Consider the following 25,587-nt stretch of genomic DNA (forward strand, 5'->3'; position numbering starts at 1 on the left):
TCTCTTTGACCGGGCATCAGCACGTTTTTAAAGAGAAAGAATTAGTATTTATTTTACGCAAAAGACAGCATCGACTACTGATTTATGACACCCAGCCTAAAAACGACCATTTTAGATAAAATCAATAAACAAACCTTACTTTTTTTCCTTCACAACTTCTTCATTAACGTCGGTACTACCCTGGTGTATGTGTCGGCAAATGTGTTGCTGCTGGAAAATCATCCCGAATATTCTCTGCCACTGGCCTACATGGCTGCGGCAATCACTGTGATGCTGGCTGGCAAAATATACGAATATTATGAGCATCACCTGGCATTAAGAAAACTGAGTCTGGGAACAATGGCGGCGGCTTTATTCATGGTTGCGGTAGTGATGATCCTGTTGGGTATGGGCCACGGCATCGCAACAGCGATTGCGATTATGGTCGGCTACAGGGTTATTTATCTGTTAATCAACCTGGAATTCTGGGGACTTTCTGCGCTTGTTTTTGATGTAAGACAAAGTAAAAGAGTATTTGGCGTGATTGGCTCAGGCGATATGCCTGCAAAGGCGCTGGGTGCTGTTTTGGCCGTACTGATCCATTCTCCATCTGTGCTGATGATCCTGCTTGTTATCTCCATTGTATTTTTCGCCCTGGCGCTTTATACGCAGATACTCACTTTCAGACATACCGATATTCCCAATCCGCATCATGCACGGCCTAGAAAAACAAGCCATGACGGATCCAAGGTGATTCAGAAATATTTTGAAGGGAATAAGTTGCTCTCAGCTTTATGTATTGGCATGGTGGCTGTAGCTGCGGCAGCAACTTGGATTGAATATCATTTTTTTGTCAATGTGAAGTATAAATTTCACAGCCAGCACGATGTCATCGTCTTTGTCGGGACATTACTTACTGCAACATACCTGATCAGTACACTCGTTAAAGTGCTTCTTTCCGGCAAAGTTGTGGAGCGTTTCGGCGTAAAGTATGCCCTGTATCTTCTGCCACTTACAACGGTTGTGGTATCTCTCGGTTTATTGATCTCCTCTTATTTCCGTAAGGACGAGCCATCTTTGCTTGTCTATTACTGTGCCGCTTATCTCCTCTTTGAAATAGTACGGCGAACGATTTTCGACTCAGTGTTCCTGGTTTTATTCCAACCACTATCCACTAAAAACAGGCTGAAAGGGCATACACTGGCAAAAGGATTTTATGAACCGCTCGGCATGCTGATTGCAGGTCTTATTCTGTGGCTGATTTACAGGAATCACATTTCCAATATCAGCCTTACCTTCGATCTTTCATTGCTCTTTGCGGTAGCAGCATTATTCGTTTTCCGAAAAGCATACAGCGCCTATATTGTTGAGCTAAAAAATGCGATCAGTAAACGTTTTATCCGCAGCGGCGAGCTTCCTTCTCAGGCCGAAGCACTTCCGATTATCAAGGAAAATATAAAAAGCAGCAGGAAAGAGGAAGTCATCAATGCCATAGAATGGCTTGCCCGCAATGATGTGGAGGCATTGAAGAACAATATTGATTTTTTACTGAAAAATCCTGCGGTTCAGGTGAGGCTGAAAACCTTGCAGTCGCTGGCCCTTATCGAGGAACCAGAGCTGTCATCGTTCTTTTTCCTTTATATTGAAACAGAAACTGACACACCCTGCCAGACACTCGCAGTACGAATCGCCTGTAAATCTCCCAAGCTTTCCGGAGAGAGATTATCCCGGTATCTGGCTCATGCCGATGCGGATATTGTAAGAGGAGCCATTATCGGCTGCTGGGAAGTCGGCAAGTCCCTCCCGCTCGTTCATGGTACACTTCGTCGTTTGCTGGCGTCAGAAAACGAAAATGATCAGCTGACTGCTATCTCTTGTCTGAATGTAATAGGACTGCAGACTTACGATGATCACCTTAGAAAACTGATTGCCGGCGGTACGCCCGCTGTTCACGAGGCCGCCATGATCACAGTCGTTTCGCACGGTACTTCCGGGCAAATTGCAGCATTGAATTTCAACGCTCCCAAAAGTATTTCCCGGAAGGTAATAGCTGCATTAATCAATGCAGGTGCTGCCGGTGAAGAAGCGTTGACGCAATGGCTTAGCGATGATACTTCCGACAGGAATTTATTCGCCCTTGTCAAAACAGCGGAAAAGAATAAAAGTGATTTTATACAATCTATACTTTTCGAACTTTTAAAAAGAATATACCTTTTAGAAAGTAATAAACTTAAAGAAAATACAACCCTTTCCTTACATTTATCTGTACTCAAATCGCTCTCTTATTACTCAGTTAATATTGATCAGCAGGCTGTTACCGAAAGTTTCATTCATAAAGAAATAGCGTTTGCATTTCAGTTATTTACGGAGTCGGATAGTGCTGAGGACGACCGAACCTGGCAAGATGCATTGCAATATGAACTGGCACTTTGTCAGCAACGCCTTTTTTACATCTTTATGATGCGCTACGAAAGAGATTCTGTAGTGAATGCCTGGAAGGGAATTCGTCATAGTTCAAAAGAAAAAAGAGCTAATTCCCTCGAAATGATTGAGAACCTGATACCTCGGTCACTTTATCCGGTTTTACGTGCGCTTTTTGAAGACAGCGATGCTGCCAATAAACTAGAAATACTCAGACAATACCTGGGTAACCAGCCGGATCACCAGCCGTTGCAACAGATCATACTGCAGCAACAGGAGCGCCAGTTTACACCATGGACTATCGCTCTCGCCATTCGTAAACAACCTCACGGAACTATATTTAACAATTCAATACTTGGTCATTCCAATAATCTGATACGCGAAGCAGCATTACAAATAACAATGAAAGCATCTCATAACCCAGTTAAAATCTCAGAAATAGAGCGTATCATCGTTTTGAAAAATACGCAGCTTTTCTCGCACACCCCTGAAAATGTACTTAGCTCTATTGCTCCTATTATGAAGGAAGTGGAGTATCAGGAAGGCCAGCGGATATTTGCAAAAGGCGATATCGGCGACAGTATGTACGTCATCTATGCGGGCGAAATCGGCATTTACGATGAAACCAAACAACTGGCGCGTTTTGACAAAGGAGAGATTTTCGGAGAACTTGCTTTGCTGGATACCGAGCCAAGGTCCGCTACCACGGTGGCAGAAACAGATGTGCTGCTTTTCCGGATAGATCAGGAAGATTTCTTCGAATTGATGGAAGAACGCGATGAAATTCTGAAAAATGTATTGAGAATTCTTTGTCAGAGGATACGGGTTCAAAACGAAAAAATGCGCCTCTTGTCCGGAACTATATAAAATGGCTGCGAAGAGCTCAGAGAAAGCTTTAAACTGTTTCTCTGAGCTCGTTCAGGTAAGCCTGCTTCTGGGGCTCCCGCAGCAAACGTGATCGTTTTGTATGATACTGATGGCTCTCCAGAAAACGTATCTGCAACTGATTCCAGTCCTGCCTGTTTCCAATCAGGCTCCTTACTGAAAGTTCAGCATAAAGCGTCTCCCCTATACTTTTGAAATCATCTCGCCCCAGATAGTCCAAATCGGCGTCGCACAGTATCTTTTCAAGATACGTGGCTGCATTTTGAGGTACTTTGGTAGACATAATCATTCGGCAAATGATCTGTATCTGTCCTGGTGTATATCCAAACCCAGGCAATACATCCTGTGCAATACGGCAACCTTCTGCTTCATGCCCCGAATAGGTTACCAGAAAACCCGAATCATGATAAGTGGCAGCAGTTTTAAGCAAATCTAAAGACTCAGAATCTGTTACATTTTCCTGCTCCGCAATCTGTAATGCTACATTCACCACGTCAAGGGTATGATGAATACCATGATAATACAGATTCGGTGCTAATTCCTGCTCCAATTTTGACAGGATATATTTTTGGGCGGCTTCAATTTGCATAAGTATTCATCAGACTATTCCAGTACTTCGTAAATTCTCACAGGATTCGCTTTGTTTTTCAGTTTTACTTCACTTACGAGAGCACATTTAAAAGCTTCCTTTATTTTTTCGTAGCCCGACTCTGCTACAATCACCTGGCCTGGCTGTGCGGCTGCCTGTAAACGTTGAGCCACATTCACAACGTCGCCTATCACTGTGTAATCAAGCCTCTTAAGTGCTGCTGAACCGATATTCCCTGACACCATCTCACCTGAGTTAATACCAATAGCCACTTTCGGGCAATAATCCGATTGATCGGAAAGCTCTTCTTTAAATCCGTCGATTTGGTTTCTTACGGCAAGGCTACATTCTACGGCCCTGTCGAGATGATAATCTCCACGGAATACAGCCATTACTGCATCACCCATGAATTTGTCTACCAATCCTCCCTGTGCGATGATTTCCTTCACCATCACATCAAAATACTTGTTAATCAGCCTTACCACTGTATCAGCAGGTTCGCGCTCCGAGATAGAAGTGAAACCACACATGTCCATAAATACAACAGTAGCTTCAATATTTTCGCTTAGCATAAGCGACTTTCCAAATGTATCCCGCGTCATAAACTGTAATACCGAGGAGTCGACATACATGCGCAGAATATCGTTTTCTCTCACCGCTTTAAGGGTTTCTTTCAGCTGGCTTACATATGTGAGGGTTTTCTCCATGGTCACCTCCAGATCCTTAAAATCTATGGGTTTGGTGAGAAAATCATAAGCTCCCCTATTCATGGCAGTACGGATATTATCCATATCACCATAGGCGGAAACAATCACAGATTTCAGCAGGGGACTGGTTTCTCCCAAGCGCACGAGTAAAGTAAGCCCATCCATTTCAGGCATATTGATGTCGGTAAGCACCATGTCCACATCGACGTGCTCTTCCAGCATTCCCAACGCTTTGACGCCGTTTTCTGCGAAAATGAATTCATATTGCTGTTCACGGATCTGACGTCTGAATTTTTGTTTGATCAGTAACTGCAGATCTGCTTCATCGTCAACAACCAGTATTTTAGCCTTCATAACATGTATATTATTGATGCACAGACCTCAAATCTGTCTTCCTTGAAATCATTTAACAAGCAACAGCTTTTCCTTCAACTCTATGAAATTCACAGGTTTGGTCAAGAAATCGTCCGCACCGAGTTGCATCGCCTGATCATGGTTGTGGCTATCGCCATAAGCCGTAATCATCATGACCTGTGGCGGAGCAGAGGGAAAATCTGCACGAATTGATTTGAGAAGCTCAATGCCACTCATGCCCGGCATATTGATATCAGACAATATCATAACCACTTCAGATGAATGCTCAGCCAGATAACCGAGTGCTTCCTCTCCTGAAAAGGCAAAGGAAAACTCAAAAACGCCACTCCGGATTTCTTTTCTGAACTTTTGCTCGAAAAGCGATTTCACGTCCATTTCGTCATCTACAACCAGTATTTTCATAGTCAGGTATTTTAAGTCTTCTTGTAAGAACAAATGCAGTTTTTAAACAGGAATAGTAATACGGAATTCCGTTTTTTCGCCTGGTACGGTATCTACCTCCAACGTACCACCATGACCATTAGTTATGATATCATAGCTCATGGAAAGCCCCAATCCTGTTCCTTGGCCGGTAGGTTTGGTAGTAAAGAATGGCTGAAAGATTTTTGCTTTAACATGTTCCGGCATACCTGTTCCATTGTCACTTACGCGGACATACAGCTTGTCTGCAAATTTTTTGGTAGAAATTTTCACCTCAGGCTTGTAGTCGGTCGCCGGGTTACTTTCTAAAAGCATCTTTTTCTTCTCCGAAACGGCATAGAACGCATTCGTGAACAGGTTAAGGAAAACACGACCCAGATCCTGTGGCAGGACGCTTACTTTTCCCATTGTTCCATCGAAATCAGTGGTCAGCGCGGCATTGAATTCTTTATTCTTTGCTCGTAAGCCATGATAAGCTAATCGCATGTACTCGTCTGCCAGCGCATTCACATCCACTTCTTCCTTATTACCTGACGAAGTACGTGAATGCTGCAACATACCTTTCACAATCGAATCCGCACGTTTACCGTGATGCGTAATCTTCTCCTGATTCTGACTCAGGTCACTGATAATTCCTCTGATATACTCTTTATCTTCGCTGCTGATTTCTGTCTTCTCAATCTCTTCTTCCAGCTCCTGGCATAGTTCAACTGATACCTCTGAAAAGTTGTTTACAAAGTTGAGTGGATTTTGAATTTCGTGCGCAATACCTGCAGTGAGCTCTCCCAGGGACGCCATTTTTTCGCTTTGAATCAACTGATTTTGAGTAGACTTTAGCTCTTCAATTGCCTTTTGCAGTTCTTCCTTCTGAAGTGTAAGTTCAAGCGTTCTCTCGGCAACGAGGTATTCCAAAGATTCCTTCTGCGCCATTATCTCCTTTTCTTCCCGCTGCCTTTCCTCACGTTCCTTCTTAAGTTCTTTCAGTTGTCGCTGTGCAAAAAGCCAGATAATAAAACACAATACGAATGCGAATGAACGGATTGCAGAAAAATAATTGGAATAGTCGTCGTAAAATGACGGAGTGACAATTCTTGCCAAATCCCGCACAAACGATACTACGATAAATGGAATGATGGACAATACTATGCCCCGTACGTCATAGAAATCGTCATTTTTATAAGCAGTAAAAACCAGCAACGCCAAAAAAGCATTTCCTATCCAACTAAACCACGACGCCGAATCACTGATAAAAAAACCGGCGGCAAGTGCATAGCTTATGTATTTAGCATAATCAATGCGTTTGTGCCAATAAGGCATTTTTTCCTTGGTATGCAGCGTCTTACGGATATGTTCAAGCAGAAAAAAGGAAACCAGAAAGTAATCCATGGATTGGTTTATGAATAAAAGGTTGGTTCGCTTACAGTTTATAATCAGGTCACAAAGTAATTATTTTCTGCCAAAATCCCGGTGATGATCCTCCACTGGCCGCCATCCTTTTGCCAACATTTCATCCAGATCGCAAGCAAGCAGCACTTCGTAAGGGTTTCCACTTAATCCAAGAGCTAATGCAAATGCAGGTTCTGTCTTACATCCTGAAGACTTGAGCCGAATGATCTCCTTTCGGAAGTTTTCGCCGAAAGCCACTAACAATTGGTGTTCAATCAACATGTGACGATAGCCGTACTGCTCGGCCGAAGGTACGGGTTGTCCGAATAGCTCAATCTCAAAGCCATGGATGTGAAAGTTGGCAACCACGGACTCCCGATCCGGATGAATCCTGATTACAAAATCTTCGATATGCGAAAAGTGCTGACCGACCTTTTGAAAAAAGTACCCGATGTCCTTGGTGTAGCATATGATATCCAGATCGCTCTGCTCCAGATCAATTCCAATAGGGATCGTTCCAACAAGAAGTGGATCAAACTCTTTCAGAAATGACAAAATAGCATTTTCAGACAGAACATCATAGGCTTGGCGCTGCCTGGCATTACCGGATTTCAAGTATTCAATATTACTAAAATCTTTCATCAGGTCAATCGTGGCTATATTTCATTAGTTTTGGCACTTCATTGCATATATGAAATGCGCGAATCGCTTCTCACATCGGTCAGATTGAATTAAAAATCATCTTTCCTGCACGGAACAAAAATCCCCTCGATACGCTAAAATTTCAGGTATGAGGGAACCGTCTTTTGAAACCTATCAGAAATGCTTGCTTATACCATCAGCAATGGCTTTCATCCCTTTATCAGATGGATGCATCCCAATGTCCTGTTCCTTGAAGTAATTGATGGCTGTAAGGGAAGTATCTTGGAACATACCACTAAAATCGGCGATTTCGTATCCACGGTTTCGGGCCACATTTCTGATACGATAGCTGGCCTCTTCTGTGTTTGCCCAAAAACTTGTGGTACAAATTACTTTGGATAAAGTATTCTTTGATCTCAATTCCGTGATCAGCCGGTCGTACCGATTTTCATAATCATTGAGGGTTGTCATCTTTGTGTTCTCTGCAATACGCATGATAACCAGATCGGGAGCAAAGTCGGTAAACGATTTCACCGTAGCGAAATCGTAAGTGCGGTAGTTTTGTTCAAAATCAACGGCAATCAAAAGCTTTATATCTACAGCCGGATTTAGCGCTTTAAGCTTTGCAGAAATCAAATGCACATAATCTTTATCCGGTGCGCTCGCCGCCATCCCCCAATTTCCAAACCAACCGCGCTCCGGCAACGGACTATGCAACGTTATACTATTCCCGACAATGAGCACGCGCTGGTAAAAAATCGTGTAAGATGCTTTTGAAACCGGCGATAGAATATTTTTATAGCGGGTCCTCCCCCATACATGCATCGTGTCAGTTACAGAGAAGCATGCAGCGGGTTTCCAGTTTTTACCTTCATCCACACTGATCTCATATATTCCGGGAGCCGGAAGACTATCTGCATGTAGCACCACCTTCGATCCATACGGGATTTTTCCGGATACCAGAGAGAAGGAAGGTTGAGGCATTTTACTGATGAAGATTCCCGGGTCTGACAACGCCACGCTGGTACACGTATCCACCCCCATTTGTACCGGGTGAGGTTCATTTCTGCATTGCCAGAACGAAAAAATGCTGATTATAATAAACGGCAATGCAATTCCTCTCAATTTCATTTTACAGTGTTTTAAGCTTTAAAGTTGGCTCTTCTACAAATTTCCATGATAGCCAGCTAAGTGGTAAAGTTAACAATAAAGAATACAAGAACATTTCTGTAATTGATATCTCCTGCGGCCAGAAATATTGAACGATCAGTTGCTGTACCGGAAATGCATAGATGTAGAGCCCATAAGAAAGATCCCCAATCTTGCCAAATTTGTTCAATGGCCCTTTTTTAAATCCGAGATACAAAACTACGTAAGGTACCAAAAGATACCTGACCATACCAATGGCTGCAAGCGGGAAAAGTCCCAGGACGGAAGCGCAATAATAAACAGTCAGAAGTAACGCTAATAATACAATTGCGATACTACCCTTGTAAGGAATAAAATCCTGAAAGAAAAATATCACACTGCCTAACAGAAAGTACATTCCGAAGTTCAGCAGATGTCCCAAATCCAGATGAATAAAACGAATTGTTATTGTAGTTGCATCCACTATGGATTGCCAATATAAAAAAGAACTCCAAAGCAACACAAATAATAACAGCGATACATATTTCAGATTCTTACCAAAAATTGCGTAGCCAACTAATAAGAAACCATAGCAGGTAACTTCATAGGCTAGTGTCCATAAAGATCCGTTTGTTGCACTGGCAGGAAGTTTTGTAAAAGTGCCGGGAAGGGCATCGGGATAGGGAGGAAAAAGCTTGAGACATTTCAGATAACGATAAGTTTCCGTGGAGGTGAAATATTCCTTTATGCCAAGTTCTGTTGCAAGCGGACCTACAATCAGAATAGTAAAGATGGTAGCGGCAATCAGTCCAGGCATAATGCGTATAAAACGTTTCCAGATGAAACGTATGTAGCCGGTACTGCTTACCAGACTTTTTGCAATAAGATATCCGCTGACAGAAAAGAAAATACATACACCCATGTGAGCCGTAGGAAAAAGCCCGCCTGTAAGTATCTGCAGGTCGTCAAAGTTACTACGTCCCGACAATGGAAAGCAGTGACCATAAATTACAAAAACAGCAGCAAGAAATCTTAGAAAGTGAAAATTATTAGCATGCATTGATTGACTACTTATCGACGTGTGTTGATTTAATAAATTTTGATTTAATGAAAATATAAAGCCGCCTTCAAAACATGGGCTGGTACTTTCACTTATTTTTAAAAGTCGCAGGCAAAATTAGCCAATTAGGTCAGATTATATCGCTCACCCTGCGGATACTTTAATTTGGCGAATTTTAAGTCATTTCTATGGCAGCAAACATTACCCGAAAACATACAAAACACCGGGAAATAAACTGAGGAAAACATCAGCCTGTTTCATAGGCACATACGCTTGCAATCATGGAAAAATTGCTCCTGGCGATTGGCTTATCCGACACTTTTATGTGTACCAGATAGTGACCCGGCATCCTGCAATAACTCCCTCAGAAAGCATCTGTAGGGATGAACAAATTCTCAGCATCGGCTTACTTCCCTAACAGACAAAATCTTCGTAAAATACAATTAAAATCACTTACCGATCACTACATATAACAAGTACTCCCGTGGAGCCTCTGCTTACTGCTTCATTGAATAGTACCTCTGAGCTCATTTAAAAATTTCACAAATTCCTCCATTTTCTTAGCTTTTGACTCGGGCAAAAGCTGTTCTGCTGTAGCTTCGGCCGTTGCCATTGCATCGTTGAGAATACGCTTACCGGCGGGAGATAATTTCACGTAGCTTACTCGTGCGTCACGGGCGTTCGCTTCTTTCTTAACCAAGCCGAGCTTTTCCAATGGAGATAAAATTCTAGTAATTCCGGATGCAGTCAATCCGATTTTCTCCGCCAAATCCGTACGACGCAATTTTTCGTCCGGCTCGTTTGCAATGTGGTAAAGAATCAGGAAATCATTCAGACTTATTCCATGACTATGAAGCTTTGTATCAAAGCGTTTGGACGAAACTGACTGCAATACATTCAGATTCAAAAAGAACTTTAAAGTAGGAGATAAACTTGACATATAGTTGATATTTACTTGAGTTATATTTGATATATAATTGAATAGTCAAATATATATCAAATAAATTATTTATACAAGTATCTGTTTATAAATTACTTATAGAATTGAAAATAGGTAGCCACTACAGCACTCTTTACTACAAATGGAATTTATAGCGAATTGGATAATAGCGCCGAGAATTGGCTGTAGCGTACAATGATGAAGGCGTATTGCGAATACACAAAGGAAAATTGCACTGATACTAAACTACCTGTTAAAAAAGGATTGCCTGAAGAATAGAATCGGAGTATACAGGTAGGTATTATTCCGAATAAGCACGGAGCAACTCGCGGTAACGATTAAGGATACCAGATTTAGAAATGAAACCCACATAGGTTCCGTCGGCTTTTACGACGGGAAGATTCCATGCACCGGCTTCATCAAATTTCCTGATTGCAGAAACCACATCGTCGAACTCGTAAATAAGCGTTTTGGGTTCTCTCACAAGACCAGATACAGTTAGCGAATCCCAGGCATTTTTTTCGAAAAGGTACGGCCTCAAATCATCGAGTGTGATAATTCCTGACAGACGTCCGTCCTCGTCTGTTACTGCAATGATATTTCGTTTTCCCGATCTTAGTAAATGCAGTAAGTCAGGAAAAGTGCTATTGATGGAAAGCACCTGTATGTCCTGATCTATCAGGTCCGGGGTGTGCAACATGGACAGTAAATTCCTGTCATGTTCACGGGTAAAAATTTTACCTTCATCAGCCAGCTTTTGGAGATCAGGAGAGTTGGGGGAAAACCATTTTGCAATCAAGAAGGACATGACGCTAACGAGCATAAGCGGAATAAAAAGATCATATCCTGAACTGGATTCAGCTATCAGAAAAATAGCGGTTAATGGTGCATACAAAACACCACTCATTACCCCTGCCATACCTACCAAAACCAAGTTTGCAACGGGTACATGATCCAGACCTATCTGCTGACAGAACAGCGCAAAAACAAATCCTAATGTTCCTCCGGAAAAAAGAGAAGGTGCAAAGTTTCCACCATTTCCACCACTGTAAATTGTGATAGAACTTGCAAATGCTTTGAGCAGACAAATCACAGCAAGAAATACCAGAACAACCCATTCCCTGTAACCAATAAAACGGAAAAAACTATTTTCCATGATCTCCCTCACATTCCCATTGGTGAGTGACTTAATTGTGTCATATCCTTCACCAAATAAGGGAGGATAAAGCACACATAATACAGATAATATGGCTCCACCCAAAACAGCTTTTTGTAGCCTGTGCCATTTTAATTCTTTAAAAAACTCTTCAACATATTTTGTAATGAGTACAAAATAACGCGCATAAAGTCCACATAAAATGGCCAGAAAAAAGTAGAACCCGAGGTTATGATAATCGAATGCAGAACGACTTGTAAACTGAAACAATACAGTTTCCTGAAGCAATATTTTAGAGACCAGACTACCACAAACAGCAGCAACCACAAGGGGAATAAAATCTGAAAACACAACACCCACAAGTAGAATTTCAATAGCAAACATCACCCCTGCAATAGGCGCATTAAATGCTGATGCGATTCCGGCGGTTGCTCCTGCTGCCAAGAGTAAAGTACGCTCCTTATATTTGAGTTTATATGTCTGGGCAAAATTAGAACCAATAGCTGCGCCCGTTACTGCAATAGGACTTTCCAATCCTGCCGACCCTCCCAATCCAACGGTTACTGCACTTTGAACAACCTGCGAATACATTTTTACCGAAGAAACAATGCTGGAATTCTTGGCAATTTCGTACAAAATTACAGGTATTCCTTTTTTGTCTTGACCATTAAAAACCACCACTACCAGCACACTCGTAATTACAATTCCCAGAAAAGGAAAGACCAGATAAAAGAAAACCTGATCTTCAAAATACACCTTATGAGTGATCAGGTAATGAATATAATGTACCAATGATTTAAGAACAACCCCTGCCAATCCACATGTAAAGCCCACCAAAATACCTGAAAGAATCAAAAACTGAGACCTTGACAATACACTTTTCAGCCAGAAAATAATGATCTCAAAGCTCTTTGCTTTTTCCAGACTATATTTGGAAAAGTTACGCTTGAAGCGGAGAAAGCTATAAAACTTACGAATGGTATCTTTCTTCACACTAGGGAGATTTTGATCGATTTTCTAACACAGAAAATCGTTGTAAATGTTATTCCTGAGATCGGAACAATTCGCAAGGAAACAAATACTGTGAGCATACGCAAGCGAATTGACTTACAGTTTCCTATTTATTCAGTGTACTCACCTGTCAGTTCAAAAACTACAGGCACATCCTGCATCTGAACAATGACGCGATCTTATTTGGCGCTGGCAAGCCGTACTTCCAGGCGTATATCTACACCTCTGTCGTCGTTCCCGTAGCGATTTCCACCCGTTCCTATGCCGACCCCCATACCGCCTCCCATTCCTATTCCACCACCCATTCCAATACCTATTCTCGGAGAAAAACCGGATTGAGAAGACTGTCCTTCTATGGAAATATTCACGCCCAACATATTCTTCTCTCCGGGAGTAACTTCCATCAGACCAAGTGGTATGGCAATCTGCTCGGTAAGCTCTCCGTTTTGATCCATCGAAATATGTGACTTTATACTGCCATCGCCAATTACAAGATTAATAGAATGTTGTCCCGATTTATCCTTCCATACTGCCTCTTTGTTGTATGAATCAAACAATAAATTCAATCCTAAACTATTAGGCATATCCGTATCAATCCGTTTTAATGCCTTTCTATCTTCTTTCAAAACAACAGGAAATAGCAGATAATAAGCATTTTTTTTCTGCCCTTCAGGACTGAAAGATACCTTGAGACCATTGGTAACTATTTTTTGGACTGTAACCGGATCCTTGGTTTTCAGCGTAATGTATACGTACTGATCATCATTGATAATGCCATACCGAAGCCGGGATTTCTGATCTTGCTGATCTGGTTTAATTTCATCAACATAAGAAAAAGGAGCATTCCATTTCGATTCGTAAGGTACTGTTTTTGAAGAGCTGCATCCACTTATGGCAGCAAATATTACAAGTATTAATACTTTAATTCTATTTTTCATCTGAAAGAGTAAATCTTTATATTTTACAACTGGTATTCTAACGTAAATGATACAGATTACAGTACGGATCCAGTGACTAAATCATTGTTAAAAAGCCCGACAAAACAATTGTTTATTCAAATCAATGCTTTCATTTTTTCATGCAGTTTTTCCGGCTGGAATGGTTTAGCCAGTGTGTCGTTCATGCCTGCAGAAAGCGCTTCCTGTACCTCTTCAGCCAACACAGTTGCTGAAAGCGACAGAATAGGAATATTCAGTTTCATGTTTTGCCTGATAAACCGTGCGGCTTCAAAGCCATCCATAACAGGCATACGCGTATCGAGAATGAGCATGTCGTATAAGGAATCATTAAGCGCATCAATAGCCTCTTGCCCATTTTCTACCATTTTCAGATCTACTTTCCAGCTTGTCAGGTACTTTCTGATCAATAATGCATTCACTTTATTATCTTCTGCAACCAATACCTTTTTCCCTGTAAATGGTGCCAGTTCATTGAAAGGGATACTTTCTTTCGTATTGACAGATCTTTTTTCTTCCATTAAGTTCAGTGTGAAGTAAAATTTGCTTCCCTGGTTCACCTTACTCGACACTTTCAGCTCACCATCCATCAGACCAACCAGTTTTTTGGAAATAGTAAGTCCGAGTCCCGTCCCTCCATATTGGTGCGCAGTTTTATCGGTTGCCTGCCCATACTCTGAAAATATATTAACCATCGCATCCTGAGAAATTCCTATCCCGGTATCAGTGACAGAAAACCGTATCTGATGAAACTGACCCACACTGCCTGTATTTTCAATACGTACTTCCACAGAACCGGACGACGTGAATTTCAGAGCATTACCGGCGAGGTTCATTAGTATCTGATTAATTCTTAACCCGTCTGCCATTACACATTCCGGCACATTAGGATCTACATAGCTTCGTAATGAAATTTGCTTCTCATCGGCTTTAAACTTCAGCAGGTCAAGTATGCCTTTTGTGAGATTTCGCAAATCCACAGATTGCAGTACAATAGAAAATTTACCTTCTTCAATCTTGGAGATGTCTAGTATATCATTGAGGATGTTCAGCAAGGAAGCTGAGGATTGTGTCAGCATTTCCAGAAGGTTTCGTTGAGAATAATCCAGTTCAGTGGCTTCCAACACATTGGCTATACCAATGATGCCATTTAAAGGTGTTCTTATCTCATGACTCATGTTAGCAAGAAACGATTCTTTCGTTTTTCTTGCCTTTTCGGCAGCCTGCTGCGCTTCCACGAGGTCCCTTTCGTATGCCTTTCGCTTACCTATATCGTGGAGATTGACAAATAAAAGTCTGTTTTTATACATCAGACGCAACTCCAGCCAGACAGGTTGCCTTAACATTCCTATGAATCGATCTTCTACAACAATAGTGTTCCCTTCGGTATACGACCTCTTGACCAATACTTCCTGTAAATTGGATGATCTTGGCTCCACCAGCAGATCCAGCATCGATGTGTTGATAAGGGCGGCCGGTGAAAGCCCCAGAATAGTTTGTACCGAAGGATTAATGGATTTAATCTTTCCTGTTTCCGGCTCTACAGTAGCAATAATGTCCGGAGAATTGATGACTACTGTAGCGTAGTTTTCAAGTAATCGATTTTTATCCCTCACTTCACGCTGGCTTCTGGATAGCCTGATAAGGGCATCTACCTTCGCGTTGGTAATGTATGGATCAAGTGGTTTATACAAGTAATCTATTGCACCGGATTTCAACCCGCGCACCGCATAAGTAGTTTCTTTGGATATTGCGGTAACAAAAATGATAAGTATCTCTTTGGTTTTTGGATTTGAAGCGAGCGTTTCAGCAAATTCAAAACCATCCATTCCAGGCATTTGAACATCCACCAAAGCTACCGCAATATCATTATCCCATACGATTCTGAGTGCCTCGTTAGGTGAGGTCGTTTCATATATAGCAATATCATCTCTGTCGAGAATTGCCTTTAAAGAAAGAAGGTTTTCTTCCCGGTCGTCCAGAAGTAATACTTTTGTTTTATCCATTAATTTTGATTTGGAATTGCGAACAACCCCTTTTAAGCCCATTTATAAATTTCTATACCGGCTTTATACTATTCTTTGATAGATATTCAAAGGTTCATTCACCACCCTTAAAAAATCCTGCAAACCTGAGTCGCGCAACGTCTCTCTTTTTCCCAAACACAAAAATCCAAGGGGTGCAAGGCTGTCATACAGCTTTTTGAATATTTTCCTACGCTGTTCAAGGGTGAAGTAAATCAGCACATTACGACAACTGATAAATTGAAATTCATTGAAAATTCCATCACCGGTCAGGTCATGACTGGAAAAGATAATTTGTTTTCTGATTTCAGGATGTATCACAGCCTTCCCATAAGATACATGATAATAATCCGATAGGGAAGTTTTCCCCCCTGCCTGCAAATAGTTTTCTGAAAAATTACGCATGGCAGATACATAATACGCTCCATCCCGTGCTACACCAAGTACTTTTTGATTAATATCCGTACCATAAATAAGGCTACGATTTTTCAGATTACTTTCCTTCAACATAATAGCTAATGAAAATGCCTCCTCTCCTGAAGCACATCCGGCAACCCAGAAACGCAATTCCGCATAAGATTCCAGATATCCGAAAACTGTTGACTTCAACGTTTTATAAAAATCGGGGTCCCGGAACATTTCCGTGTAATTCACTGTGAGTTCCTGAGCAAAACCAGATGCTTCGTTGCTTCCCTGATCGATATATCTCAACAGCTCTTCCAAACTTATCGCATGCTTGTTCAAATAAGATTCTGTTCGTCTTAGCAGCGACGGACGGCTATACCCTGTGAAGTCAAAACCTGAATTCTCGCGGATAAGCACGATCAAATCTTCAAGAACTGTATTATCCAGTGTCATCATATGTTACGAAGCATGTGTCCAGACTTTGATCAGTGAAAGCAGCTTGTCGATATCTACCGGCTTTGATATATAATCATTGGCACCCGCTTCCATGCACTCTTCCCGGTCTCCACGCATCGCCTTTGCTGTAACAGCTATAATCGGAAGCTCTGCCCATTTAGATTGTTTTCTGATCTGTCTGGTCGCTTCAATCCCATCCATCTCCGGCATCATCACGTCCATAAGAACCAGCGAAATGTCACTTGTCTCTTCCAGTTTTTCGATCGCCTCACGACCATTAGATGCAATAATTACCGTAAAGCCCGCTTCTTCCAGAACCACACTCAGCGCAAAGATATTACGCATATCATCGTCTGCCAGTAATATCTTTTCACCTATTGAAAGTACTGGTGTTACTGATGGAACTCGTGTATTTTCTCTTTCAAACAGAGGTGTAACGAATGGTTCAGGTTTAATCTGTTTCAGGAATAGTTTCACCTCATCCAGCAATCTCTCATTGGATTTCCGTGTTTTCATCACTACCGGATGCGCATATTTCATGATGCGCGAGAGATCAGGTTGGGAAAGATCTTCTGCGGTGTTTATCACCACCGGGATATTGCGATAATCTGGTTGTTGTTTGATTTCATCCAGAAAGTCAAGTCCGCTCGCATCAGTCAGACGGATGTCCAGAATGATGCCATCTACAGACTCATTCGCTAATATTTTTTTTGCCTCCGCAGCGGAATACGCGTATAAAACGAAAATGTTGTTGTCTGTAAGGAAATCTCCGAGATACTTACTTTGCAGTTCATCATCCTCAACAAGTAATAATCGCTGCTTATTTAGATCTTTCCCTTCCAATTTCAAGAGTGAAAATATCCCTTCCGCCGATTTTCTGTCGACAGGCTTCTGAATAAATCCGATGGCTCCTTTCGCATCGAAATCACTTTCTTCGCCCGATGATACCGTATGTACGGGAATCAAACTCGTTTTAACATTCGATTTTAGTATTCTGAGAATTTCCTGTCCGTCCATGTCCGGGAGATGCATATCCAATATGATAGCTGTTGGCTTGAAACTTGCAACCATTTCCAGGCCCAAAGCACCATTCCCGGCTATTGCTACTTCAAAACCACTATTTTTGGCTCTATGTGCCATATTGGTTGCAAAAAGAGGGTCATCCTCTATCAGGAGTAACCGGTGATTGGTCTGGTCATTTTCATGATGACCGACAAAATGAATAGGTTGCTCAGCTACCATATTAGTCATCTCCTCATTACCTGTTACCACCGGAATTGTCAATGTGAAAACCGAACCTTTATTAGGCTGACTTTCCAAGGATACGCTACCTTCAAAAAGATGAGTCAGCTCCCGCGTGATGGATAATCCTAGTCCGGTCCCTCCATATTTACGACTCGTAGAACCGTCGGCCTGCTGAAAGGCTTCAAAAATGGTTTGCTGCTTTTCTAAGGGAATGCCGATTCCTGTGTCACTCACAGTAAATATCCAGGAGTTATATTGCTGTGCAATACGCAATGCGACCTCACCGGGAGCAGCCGTGAACTTCACAGCATTGGACAGCAGATTTCGTAGTATTTGCAGCAAACGTACCTGATCTGTGAATATCTCAGACGGAGCATCTGCAGCTTTTTCAATTATGAGGGAAAGCCCTTTATTTTCGGCAATTTTCTGGAAAGTATTTTTTACTTCCAGCATGATAAGCTCCGTTGACACTTTTTCAAAATGCAGGTCTATCTTCCCGGATTCAACCTTCGCCAGATCCAGAATATCGTTGATCAGTGTAAGCAGATCGGTACCGGAATTGTGAATTACAGAGGCGTAGCGCTGCTCCTCTTCGCTAAGTCGCGCTGCCTTGTTTTCCTGTAATATCCTTGACAGAATTAATATACTGTTAAGAGGTGTCCGGAGTTCATGACTCATATTTGCCAAAAACTCGCTTTTGAATCGGCCACTTTTTTCAAGCTCATCAGCTTTAGCCTGAAGCTGATTACCTGTTTCTTCCAGTGTGCTTTTTTGTTCTTCCAGCACAACCGCTTTCTCCTCAAGCTCAGTATTGAGTTGTCGTAATTCCTCCTGCTGAACTCTGAGTTCTTCCTCAGAAACCTGTAGTAGAGAGGTCTGTCGTGTCAACTCATCATTGGTAGTACTTAGCTCCTCCTGTTGTGTTTCGAGCTCTTCTGCCTGCTTCTGAGTCTTTTCAAGCAATTCCTGCATCATTTCCCTGGCTCTTGCGGCTACCAAAGCAACGGCAGTACTCTCCCCGATTGTCTGCAATAGGTCTGCAACGTTATTTGTTGGCTTTTGCAAAAAGGCTAGTTCTATAAATCCTATTATCCCCCCTTCATACATCAACGATTTAACCATAACTATGCCGGGTTCGCTGCTTCCGGTAGCAGTGCTTACTGCTAAGTACTCCGGCATCACTTTAAGCTCTTTAAACTCCGTATTGTCTGCAGCCATCTGGCCAAGAACTCCCTGACCTGGGTGAATGATAGGTGGTAATATTTCCTGATTTTGTATTCCATGCCCTACCATCAATTCATAAAACTTGCCTTGCGACGAATGCAGGTACATAGCAGCTACCTGAGCATCAGTGATTTCCACTATTTTTTTCACTAAGCTGTTTGCAAGTCCTGTCGTTGATGGCTGCCCTCTGATGGCCACTCCTACCTCGGCAGCAGCACTCAGTATCCAATTCTTTTCTTTATCCTGAACAGATATGGTTTCAAGCTGGGCATTCAAGTTGTTTGTCTTTTGCTCTGAGCGTATTTGTGCATTATAGGTTCGTCTTATAAAGTAGAACATCACGAAGATCACCAGCATAAAAATACCGGTTCCGCATACGATAAACAGTTTGGCATATGTGGCACTCTCACGCGTTTTGGCTTCTCTTTCTATTAGTAATGCTTGCTCAGTATTGCCAATCCTGTCAAACAGGAAATCGATTCGGGAAGTAAGCATTTTACCCTGCAGAATAAAAGATCTTAATGAATCTCTATCAAAATTATTACTGCTGATCATATCCAGCTGCTTATTCATCACATCGAGCTTACCTGTTAAAACCAGGCTAAGTGAGTCAATCCTTACTGTTTGCTCCGGATTATTGTTGACCAACGTTCTCAGATCGTCTACTTCATTCCATATGTTCTCCACAGCCGTTTGGTATGAATTCTCAAAAGTATTTGTCTTCGTGAGTGCATAACCACGAATATTTGACTCGGCCGTAAGCAATAGATTTTTGACAGTAGTTGAAGAATTCATTACTTCCCTGGTATGATTCACCAAAGCTCCATTTTGCTGTTGAAGAACCAGCGCTTCATAGGATGTGAGCCCGACTATGATTACCAGAATAATAGAAAATGAGATCCCGGCCAGGATCTGTTGTTGAAAGGAAAGACGCATACGTTGAGAATATCGCTACTGTTGTAGTATTACCGGGCGAAAATTTTTGTGAATATCACGAAAAATGACAACTTAACTCACAAAAAAAGTCACATTTCTTGATTTTTGTTAACTATTTTCTTGATACATAGAATTGTATTTATACGGCATTATATGAAAATAAATTCTACATTTGAAATATATCATTTAATAATATAATTGTCATATTTATTTTAGTAACTGAGGTTTTACCTAAGTCAATGATAGAATCCCTCTTCACTTTGTAACTAAATATTACAAAAGCTTAGGTAAATAATCTTTATCAGTCGGCGAGAAAGCTCAAAGTATTTTGTACTTTATATATATTTAATTAAACCCTTGATCCGCTCCTAAGATTAGTAACTATGGGTGATTCATACAAGAAGTAACGTTGATGACCAATGCATGTAAATTCACGAGCATACAGCATTGGCTGGCCTGATATAGCTGCTTTATCTATTTCAGAATAAGTTGTCGGCATCAACCAGACAGACGCTCTATAATAAACGCCGATCATCCTTCATTTGCCCTATGGTATCGCATCCATCCAATACCTTAGACCCACTCCACCATTTCATTTTCAAGCGTAATCAGTACGCCCTGCGCTTCTTTACCAGTATTTTTAAACGTCTGAATCAGCTTTCGCAAATGCCTTTTGTGTTCATCCGTACCATTACCTCCAATAAATGACATGAAGATATAGTTGCCATCGACCTTTTGAACAAGTCTGTCAATATGTAGCATTTTTCCACCAGGCAACAATATGTCCCTATTGTTTCTTACCAGATTTTCGTCGTGGTATAAATCCTTTAATACAGGGTTTTGTAATAAAAAATCTACGTGCTGAAGGATCTCATTGGCCTCCACACTTGTAAAAATGCCTTCTGTAATCAAGCTTGTCAGCGTTTCATTGATGGTTGAAATGCTCCGTAAACGAGTTAGGAAATAACGTACTTTCTGCAAGCGATCATATTTGGGTTCAAAGGTTTCTATGTCGAAAATCCGATCTGCCATTCTTCGAAGTCGCAATGTGCCGGTACGATCGTTACTCAATATTTCACTCATTACAAACGGCTCTGAATCAGTTCGGACATGGGCATGCCTACAAGCTCCATTACCTTCGCTCAAAACGTACTTTGCAACAGCATCGTCCCATGCAGGTTGCAAGTCCGGCTGGCATAGATAATCGTGCAACCAGGTAGCGGTATTTGGCGATCCCTCCCACTTACTTTCTTTCGTCGCCAGCACGTATAGCCGCTGAATGGGACGGGTGAAGGCTACATAAAGCAGGTTCATTGCTTCAACAAGCTTTCTGGTTTTTTCACTTTCGTACTGATCAGCTACAAGCGTATTTTCCAGATCCTTTTGCACCGACACCATGGAACTTCTTAGTTTCCTGTTGGCTTTTGATTCCTCCGACATTCCCGGTAGAGAAAGCTCGTCATAATCAACCTCATCCAAATCAATCCAAACACGATCCAGGCTGGGTTGAGGAGCAAATTTCCAGTTGGCATAAGGAACAATGACCACAGGATATTCCAGTCCTTTAGATTTGTGAACAGTAGTTATTCTGATTGCATCCGTGTCAGCCGGAATTGTAATTGACAATTTGTGTTTGGCGGATTCCCAGTGAATCAGAAAGTCGCCCAGGTGGTTGGTTCTGCGACTACCAAATTCCTGTATTACATCCAGAAAGCGAAACAAATACTCCTTATCAGAATTTACTTCAAACAATCCAAATGTCTGAATCAGTCTTTCACTCAATTCGAATACCGATAATTGTCTTAACCGATAGGCGGTAAGCGTAATGCCCCATTTCGAAAAATAGGTAAGAAAGCTGTCAAGTCCCGGTTCTGTGCATACCTTCCTCATGGCCTCGTACTCCGAGGATGCCGGATTCTGTTTACGTATAATATGATGGAATAAATACGCAGCCTCATACCTTGCCAGCTTATCGTCGGACGATTGTAATACCTTCATGAATGAAATCACAAAATGAACTGACCTTGAATAGGCCAGAAGCAAAGCGTCGTCGGATATCAATGGGAATCCTTTTTCTTTCAATATGTTGGCAATAGCTGCCGCTTCGGCCTTTTTTCTGCATAAAATAGCTACATCCCGCCAATTATAGCCCGTAGATTTCAACTCTTCTATAAGTTCCACGACCCTGGATACCATTACTGCCGGGGCATCATCGGTAGTTTCATGTCCTTGTGTCTGCTTATCAAGAAATTCCATTTGCACATGGCCGCCGGTTGATACACCTTCCGGAATTTCCTGCTGGAAGTGCTGATCATAAACTTCTCCCACCAAGGGATATTCTTTACTTAGGTCGCCGGAAGTAAAGGCGAAAAAGCGGTTATTGAATTCAGTAATTTCTCTAAAACTTCTCCTGTTAGTACGGAGGTGATCCACCGTCAGATAATTATCCAAACTATGCAAGCGTTCCTCGTTAAACGAATTTTCGCCAAGGACTGTCGTTAACTGCATTACCTGATTTTGTGCCAGATTCAACAGTAAATCCATGTCTCCGCCACGGAATCGGTAGATGGATTGCTTAGCATCGCCTACAATCAGATTGAAATAGCCATTGGCAAGCGCATTTTCTATCAGCGGTAGAAGGTTAGCAAACTGTAATTTGGATGTATCCTGAAACTCATCTACCAGGATGTGATTGTATTTTTCACCAAGTCTTTCGAAAATAAATGGGATAGGCTCCTGAGAAACAATTTCAAGAATTTTCTTATTGAAGTCTGAAATATGAATCTGATTGTTTTGCTTCAACAGCACATCAAATTCCTTGCGGATCTCTCCCAGCAGTGATAGATTATAAATGTGTCGCTCCAGCAGCTGGTAAAGTGTAATCCGCTCAAAATCTGTTTGACGAATGTTCTCGATCTGATGGAAGATATTTTCAATTTCCGGTCGGATCTGGTCGATTGAATCCCGAACAAGGACAGGGGTTTTGGCACTATACCAGGTTTGTTCTCCAATGGTCTTGTTTACATATGAATTAGGTACAATCCATAAGTTTTTACCTGTTGATCGATCCTTAAAATAACCATATATCCCTCTAATACCTTGATAAAAGTCTTTGTCAACCAATGAGTTATTGGTAATATTTAAAAACCCCTGCGTCGCCAGGTCTGTAATCCGAGCCTCTTTATCTTTGACAAATTGCCTCATTTGATTACGGACCGTTATCCAGTCTTCCATTCCCAGGCCGGATACACGCTGCATCTGTAAGTAATTTTGCTCACTTAATAGTGTGCTGGCAGTTCCACGAATTTTCTGTGGCAAGGAGCCCCAGCTCTTACCATCTTCCGCATTCTCCCGATAATATTTCTCAACAATGCCCGTCAGCACTTCCTCTCCCTCCTGGCCTATTCGTGCCAGAAGCCTGTCGACGGCACCATCCAGCTGTTCGCTATCAAGTTGTGTTTCAAATCCAAATGGAATTCCCAGTTCATCGGTAAAACTACTGATCAGGCGCTGTGTAAATTTATCAATCGTCATGACAGAAAAATCCGAATAACGATGCAGAATCTGACGGAAAACCATTTGTGCACGTGCAGCAATCAGCTCACATCCCTGCGCAAATAAAGCGTCATCCATTGCTGTATCGGGATAGAGTTCTATGACTACATCTCTGAGCATTGGTGGCAATTGAGCTTCAGAACTGTATGCTCCAAAGGTCCTCAACATCAGCAATATACGATCCTTCATTTCATTTGCGGCAGCATTCGTGAAGGTTACTGCCAGAATTTGTCTGAAATACGTATCCGAACTGGAATGCAGGGCAAGCTTGATGTACTCTTTGGTTAGTGTATATGTTTTTCCGGAACCGGCCGATGAACTGTATACTTTAAACACGTGCTGTCAATTAAATTGTTTTTACAGGGCTAATTTACGCAAAAGAGCAGGCTCCCGCCTGCTCTTTTGTAATTTACTTATGATAGGATAAGCTTTACTATAAGTTAAATCTTACTCCTCCTGAAATATTAGGACTCAGATAAAATGGTCGTGGAAGTAGCTCCGAATAAAGACCGCCTTCCAGAAATACCGATATTCTGTTATCAGGAATGAAGTATTCAAAACCGCCCAGAGCTGAAGCTCCTAACGAAATGGGCCTCTCCTTATCTCCAGGTGATGGCAAATTTTGTTTGTTATCAGGATAGTAATTCCTGCTATTGAATTGTGCTCCCAGTCCATAGTAAACGTGTACTGCTTCGGAGTTGAACAATGGTGTATGCCACAGATAATGTGCTTGTACCGACAATCCCGTATTCTTGTACCTGCCTCGCCTGTAATCACGATCATTGGCTATAATACCGCCATAAGTTCCTATAGTGATATCAAAGGCATTGATATTGTTAAAGTATTTACGTATGTTAATTCCCGTAGGCTCACCCAGCTTAAATCCTACTGCCCAATTATCATATTGCGCCTGAGCGAAGCCAAAGCAGAGCGTACAGATTACGGTTAGTGCCAGTTTCTTCATTGTATTTGTGTTTGTTGTGTATTTAAAAAGTGTTTTTCAGTTAATTAAGCATGTATATTTTTTTGCTCGTATACCTGCAAAGAACCTATCAATGCTTCATTTTCTTCTTTTGTTCCTACAGTTATACGCAAACATCCCTCACAAAGATGTACTCGTGAACGATCACGCACAATGATCGTTTCTTTCAGCAAATAATCCATCACAGAACGCGCATCCTCAAACTGCACCAGAAGAAAGTTAGCATCAGAAGGGAATACTCTATTCACCAACGATAATTTTTCCAGCATGGTACGTAAAGAAGCTCTTTCTTCCAGAATTTCTTTCACCATCTCCTGCATTTTCTCCGCGGAATCCAGTCCGGCCAATAACGCAGCCTGTGCAGGTTGACTGATATTATAAGGAGATTTTATCTTGTTCAGGATACGTGTCAGCTCCGGGGAAGCAAAGCACATACCGGCACGTAAGCCAGCCAGTCCCCATGATTTTGAGAAGGTCTGCAATACCACCAGATTCGGGTAGTCTGCAAGCCGGGGTATCCACGATGGTTTGTCTGTAAAATCAATGTAAGCTTCATCTACTACGACCAAACCGGTAAAGCTTTTCAGTATGACTTCAATGGCTTCATCACCTACTACATTTCCTGTCGGATTATTCGGAGAACAAATCCAGATTATTTTAGTAGCGGGTGTAATCGCTGTCAGTACAGCCTGCACGTCAATCTGATAATCATCAGTTAATGAAACCTTATCGATATGCACATCGTGAATCGAAGCACTTACTTCATACATGCCATAAGTGGGCGGCATAATCATCACGCTGTCTTTTCCGGGTGTGCAGGTAGCTCTGATCAGTAAATCTATCGGCTCATCACTTCCATTACCAAGAAAAATCTGTTGTATATCAATATTTTTAATGGGTGCCAGCTTCCTCTTGATCTCGGACTGGTATGGATCCGGATACCTGTTAAAATCCTGTGTAGTTACCGATCCGTAAGGATTCTCATTAGCATCCAAAAAAATCCCTACATGTCCCGTATATTCATCTCGTGCCGATGAATAGGGAGCCAAATTGAGAATGTGCGGCCGTAATATCTTATTTAAATCAAAAGAAGTATTCATCGATT

At 41.7% G+C, this 25,587-nt stretch carries 17 protein-coding genes; 1 reads left to right on the plus strand and 16 read right to left on the minus strand.

Annotated elements, in window-relative coordinates:
- Positions 1-84: 84 nt before the first annotated feature.
- A complete protein-coding gene (locus tag AC1XUE_RS02940; protein ID WP_483354434.1) occupies positions 85-3,267 on the plus strand; it encodes a cyclic nucleotide-binding domain-containing protein in 3,183 nt (1,060 codons plus the stop codon).
- 28 nt (positions 3,268-3,295) lie between these two features.
- On the opposite strand, the gene AC1XUE_RS02945 is transcribed toward AC1XUE_RS02940, so the two are convergent.
- The 16 genes from AC1XUE_RS02945 to hisC all read right to left on the minus strand — a co-directional run bounded on the left by AC1XUE_RS02945 (position 3,296) and on the right by hisC (position 25,582).
- Positions 3,296-3,874, minus strand: a complete 579-nt coding sequence (locus tag AC1XUE_RS02945; protein WP_483354435.1) for an HD domain-containing protein — start codon at positions 3,872-3,874, stop codon at positions 3,296-3,298.
- Positions 3,875-3,888: 14 nt separating this feature from the next.
- Entirely contained in the window at positions 3,889-4,935 is a 1,047-nt protein-coding gene (locus AC1XUE_RS02950; protein WP_483354436.1) for an adenylate/guanylate cyclase domain-containing protein, read from the minus strand.
- Between the two features lie 48 nt (positions 4,936-4,983).
- Positions 4,984-5,358: a response regulator gene (locus tag AC1XUE_RS02955; protein ID WP_483354437.1), complete on the minus strand. Its 375-nt coding sequence runs from the start codon at positions 5,356-5,358 to the stop codon at positions 4,984-4,986.
- A 42-nt stretch (positions 5,359-5,400) separates the two neighbouring features.
- Positions 5,401-6,762, minus strand: coding sequence for a sensor histidine kinase (locus tag AC1XUE_RS02960; protein WP_483354438.1), 1,362 nt, complete (start codon positions 6,760-6,762; stop codon positions 5,401-5,403).
- A 60-nt stretch (positions 6,763-6,822) separates the two neighbouring features.
- Positions 6,823-7,404, minus strand: a complete 582-nt coding sequence (locus tag AC1XUE_RS02965; protein WP_483354439.1) for a DUF4269 domain-containing protein — start codon at positions 7,402-7,404, stop codon at positions 6,823-6,825.
- A gap of 174 nt (positions 7,405-7,578) precedes the next feature.
- The gene (locus AC1XUE_RS02970; protein ID WP_483354440.1) at positions 7,579-8,535 is read right to left on the minus strand and encodes an SGNH/GDSL hydrolase family protein; all 957 of its coding nucleotides are present in this window, start codon (positions 8,533-8,535) and stop codon (positions 7,579-7,581) included.
- Between the two features lies 1 nt (position 8,536).
- On the minus strand, positions 8,537-9,592 hold the full coding sequence (locus AC1XUE_RS02975) for an acyltransferase family protein (RefSeq protein ID WP_483354441.1): 1,056 nt from the start codon (positions 9,590-9,592) through the stop codon (positions 8,537-8,539).
- A gap of 505 nt (positions 9,593-10,097) precedes the next feature.
- Complete coding sequence (locus AC1XUE_RS02980) at positions 10,098-10,532, minus strand: MarR family winged helix-turn-helix transcriptional regulator (RefSeq protein WP_483354442.1); 435 nt, start codon at positions 10,530-10,532, stop codon at positions 10,098-10,100.
- A gap of 301 nt (positions 10,533-10,833) precedes the next feature.
- On the minus strand, positions 10,834-12,681 hold the full coding sequence (locus AC1XUE_RS02985) for a chloride channel protein (RefSeq protein ID WP_483354443.1): 1,848 nt from the start codon (positions 12,679-12,681) through the stop codon (positions 10,834-10,836).
- Positions 12,682-12,878: 197 nt separating this feature from the next.
- Complete coding sequence (locus AC1XUE_RS02990; protein WP_483354444.1) at positions 12,879-13,637, minus strand: hypothetical protein; 759 nt, start codon at positions 13,635-13,637, stop codon at positions 12,879-12,881.
- 116 nt (positions 13,638-13,753) lie between these two features.
- Complete coding sequence (locus AC1XUE_RS02995) at positions 13,754-15,661, minus strand: hybrid sensor histidine kinase/response regulator (protein WP_483354445.1); 1,908 nt, start codon at positions 15,659-15,661, stop codon at positions 13,754-13,756.
- Between the two features lie 63 nt (positions 15,662-15,724).
- Positions 15,725-16,540, minus strand: coding sequence for a CheR family methyltransferase (locus AC1XUE_RS03000; protein ID WP_483354446.1), 816 nt, complete (start codon positions 16,538-16,540; stop codon positions 15,725-15,727).
- Positions 16,541-16,543: 3 nt separating this feature from the next.
- Positions 16,544-19,945 carry a response regulator gene (locus AC1XUE_RS03005; protein WP_483354447.1) on the minus strand — a complete coding sequence of 1,134 codons (3,402 nt, stop codon included), beginning with the start codon at positions 19,943-19,945 and terminating at the stop codon, positions 16,544-16,546.
- A 573-nt stretch (positions 19,946-20,518) separates the two neighbouring features.
- Positions 20,519-23,836 (minus strand): UvrD-helicase domain-containing protein, encoded by a 3,318-nt coding sequence (locus AC1XUE_RS03010; protein WP_483354448.1) that lies wholly within the window; start codon positions 23,834-23,836, stop codon positions 20,519-20,521.
- Between the two features lie 97 nt (positions 23,837-23,933).
- Entirely contained in the window at positions 23,934-24,464 is a 531-nt protein-coding gene (locus AC1XUE_RS03015; RefSeq protein ID WP_483354449.1) for a hypothetical protein, read from the minus strand.
- A 44-nt stretch (positions 24,465-24,508) separates the two neighbouring features.
- Entirely contained in the window at positions 24,509-25,582 is a 1,074-nt protein-coding gene (gene hisC / locus AC1XUE_RS03020; protein WP_483354450.1) for a histidinol-phosphate transaminase, read from the minus strand.
- Positions 25,583-25,587: the final 5 nt, after the last annotated feature.

It is taken from the genome of Dyadobacter sp. HNCC25DJ187 (assembly GCF_056895255.1).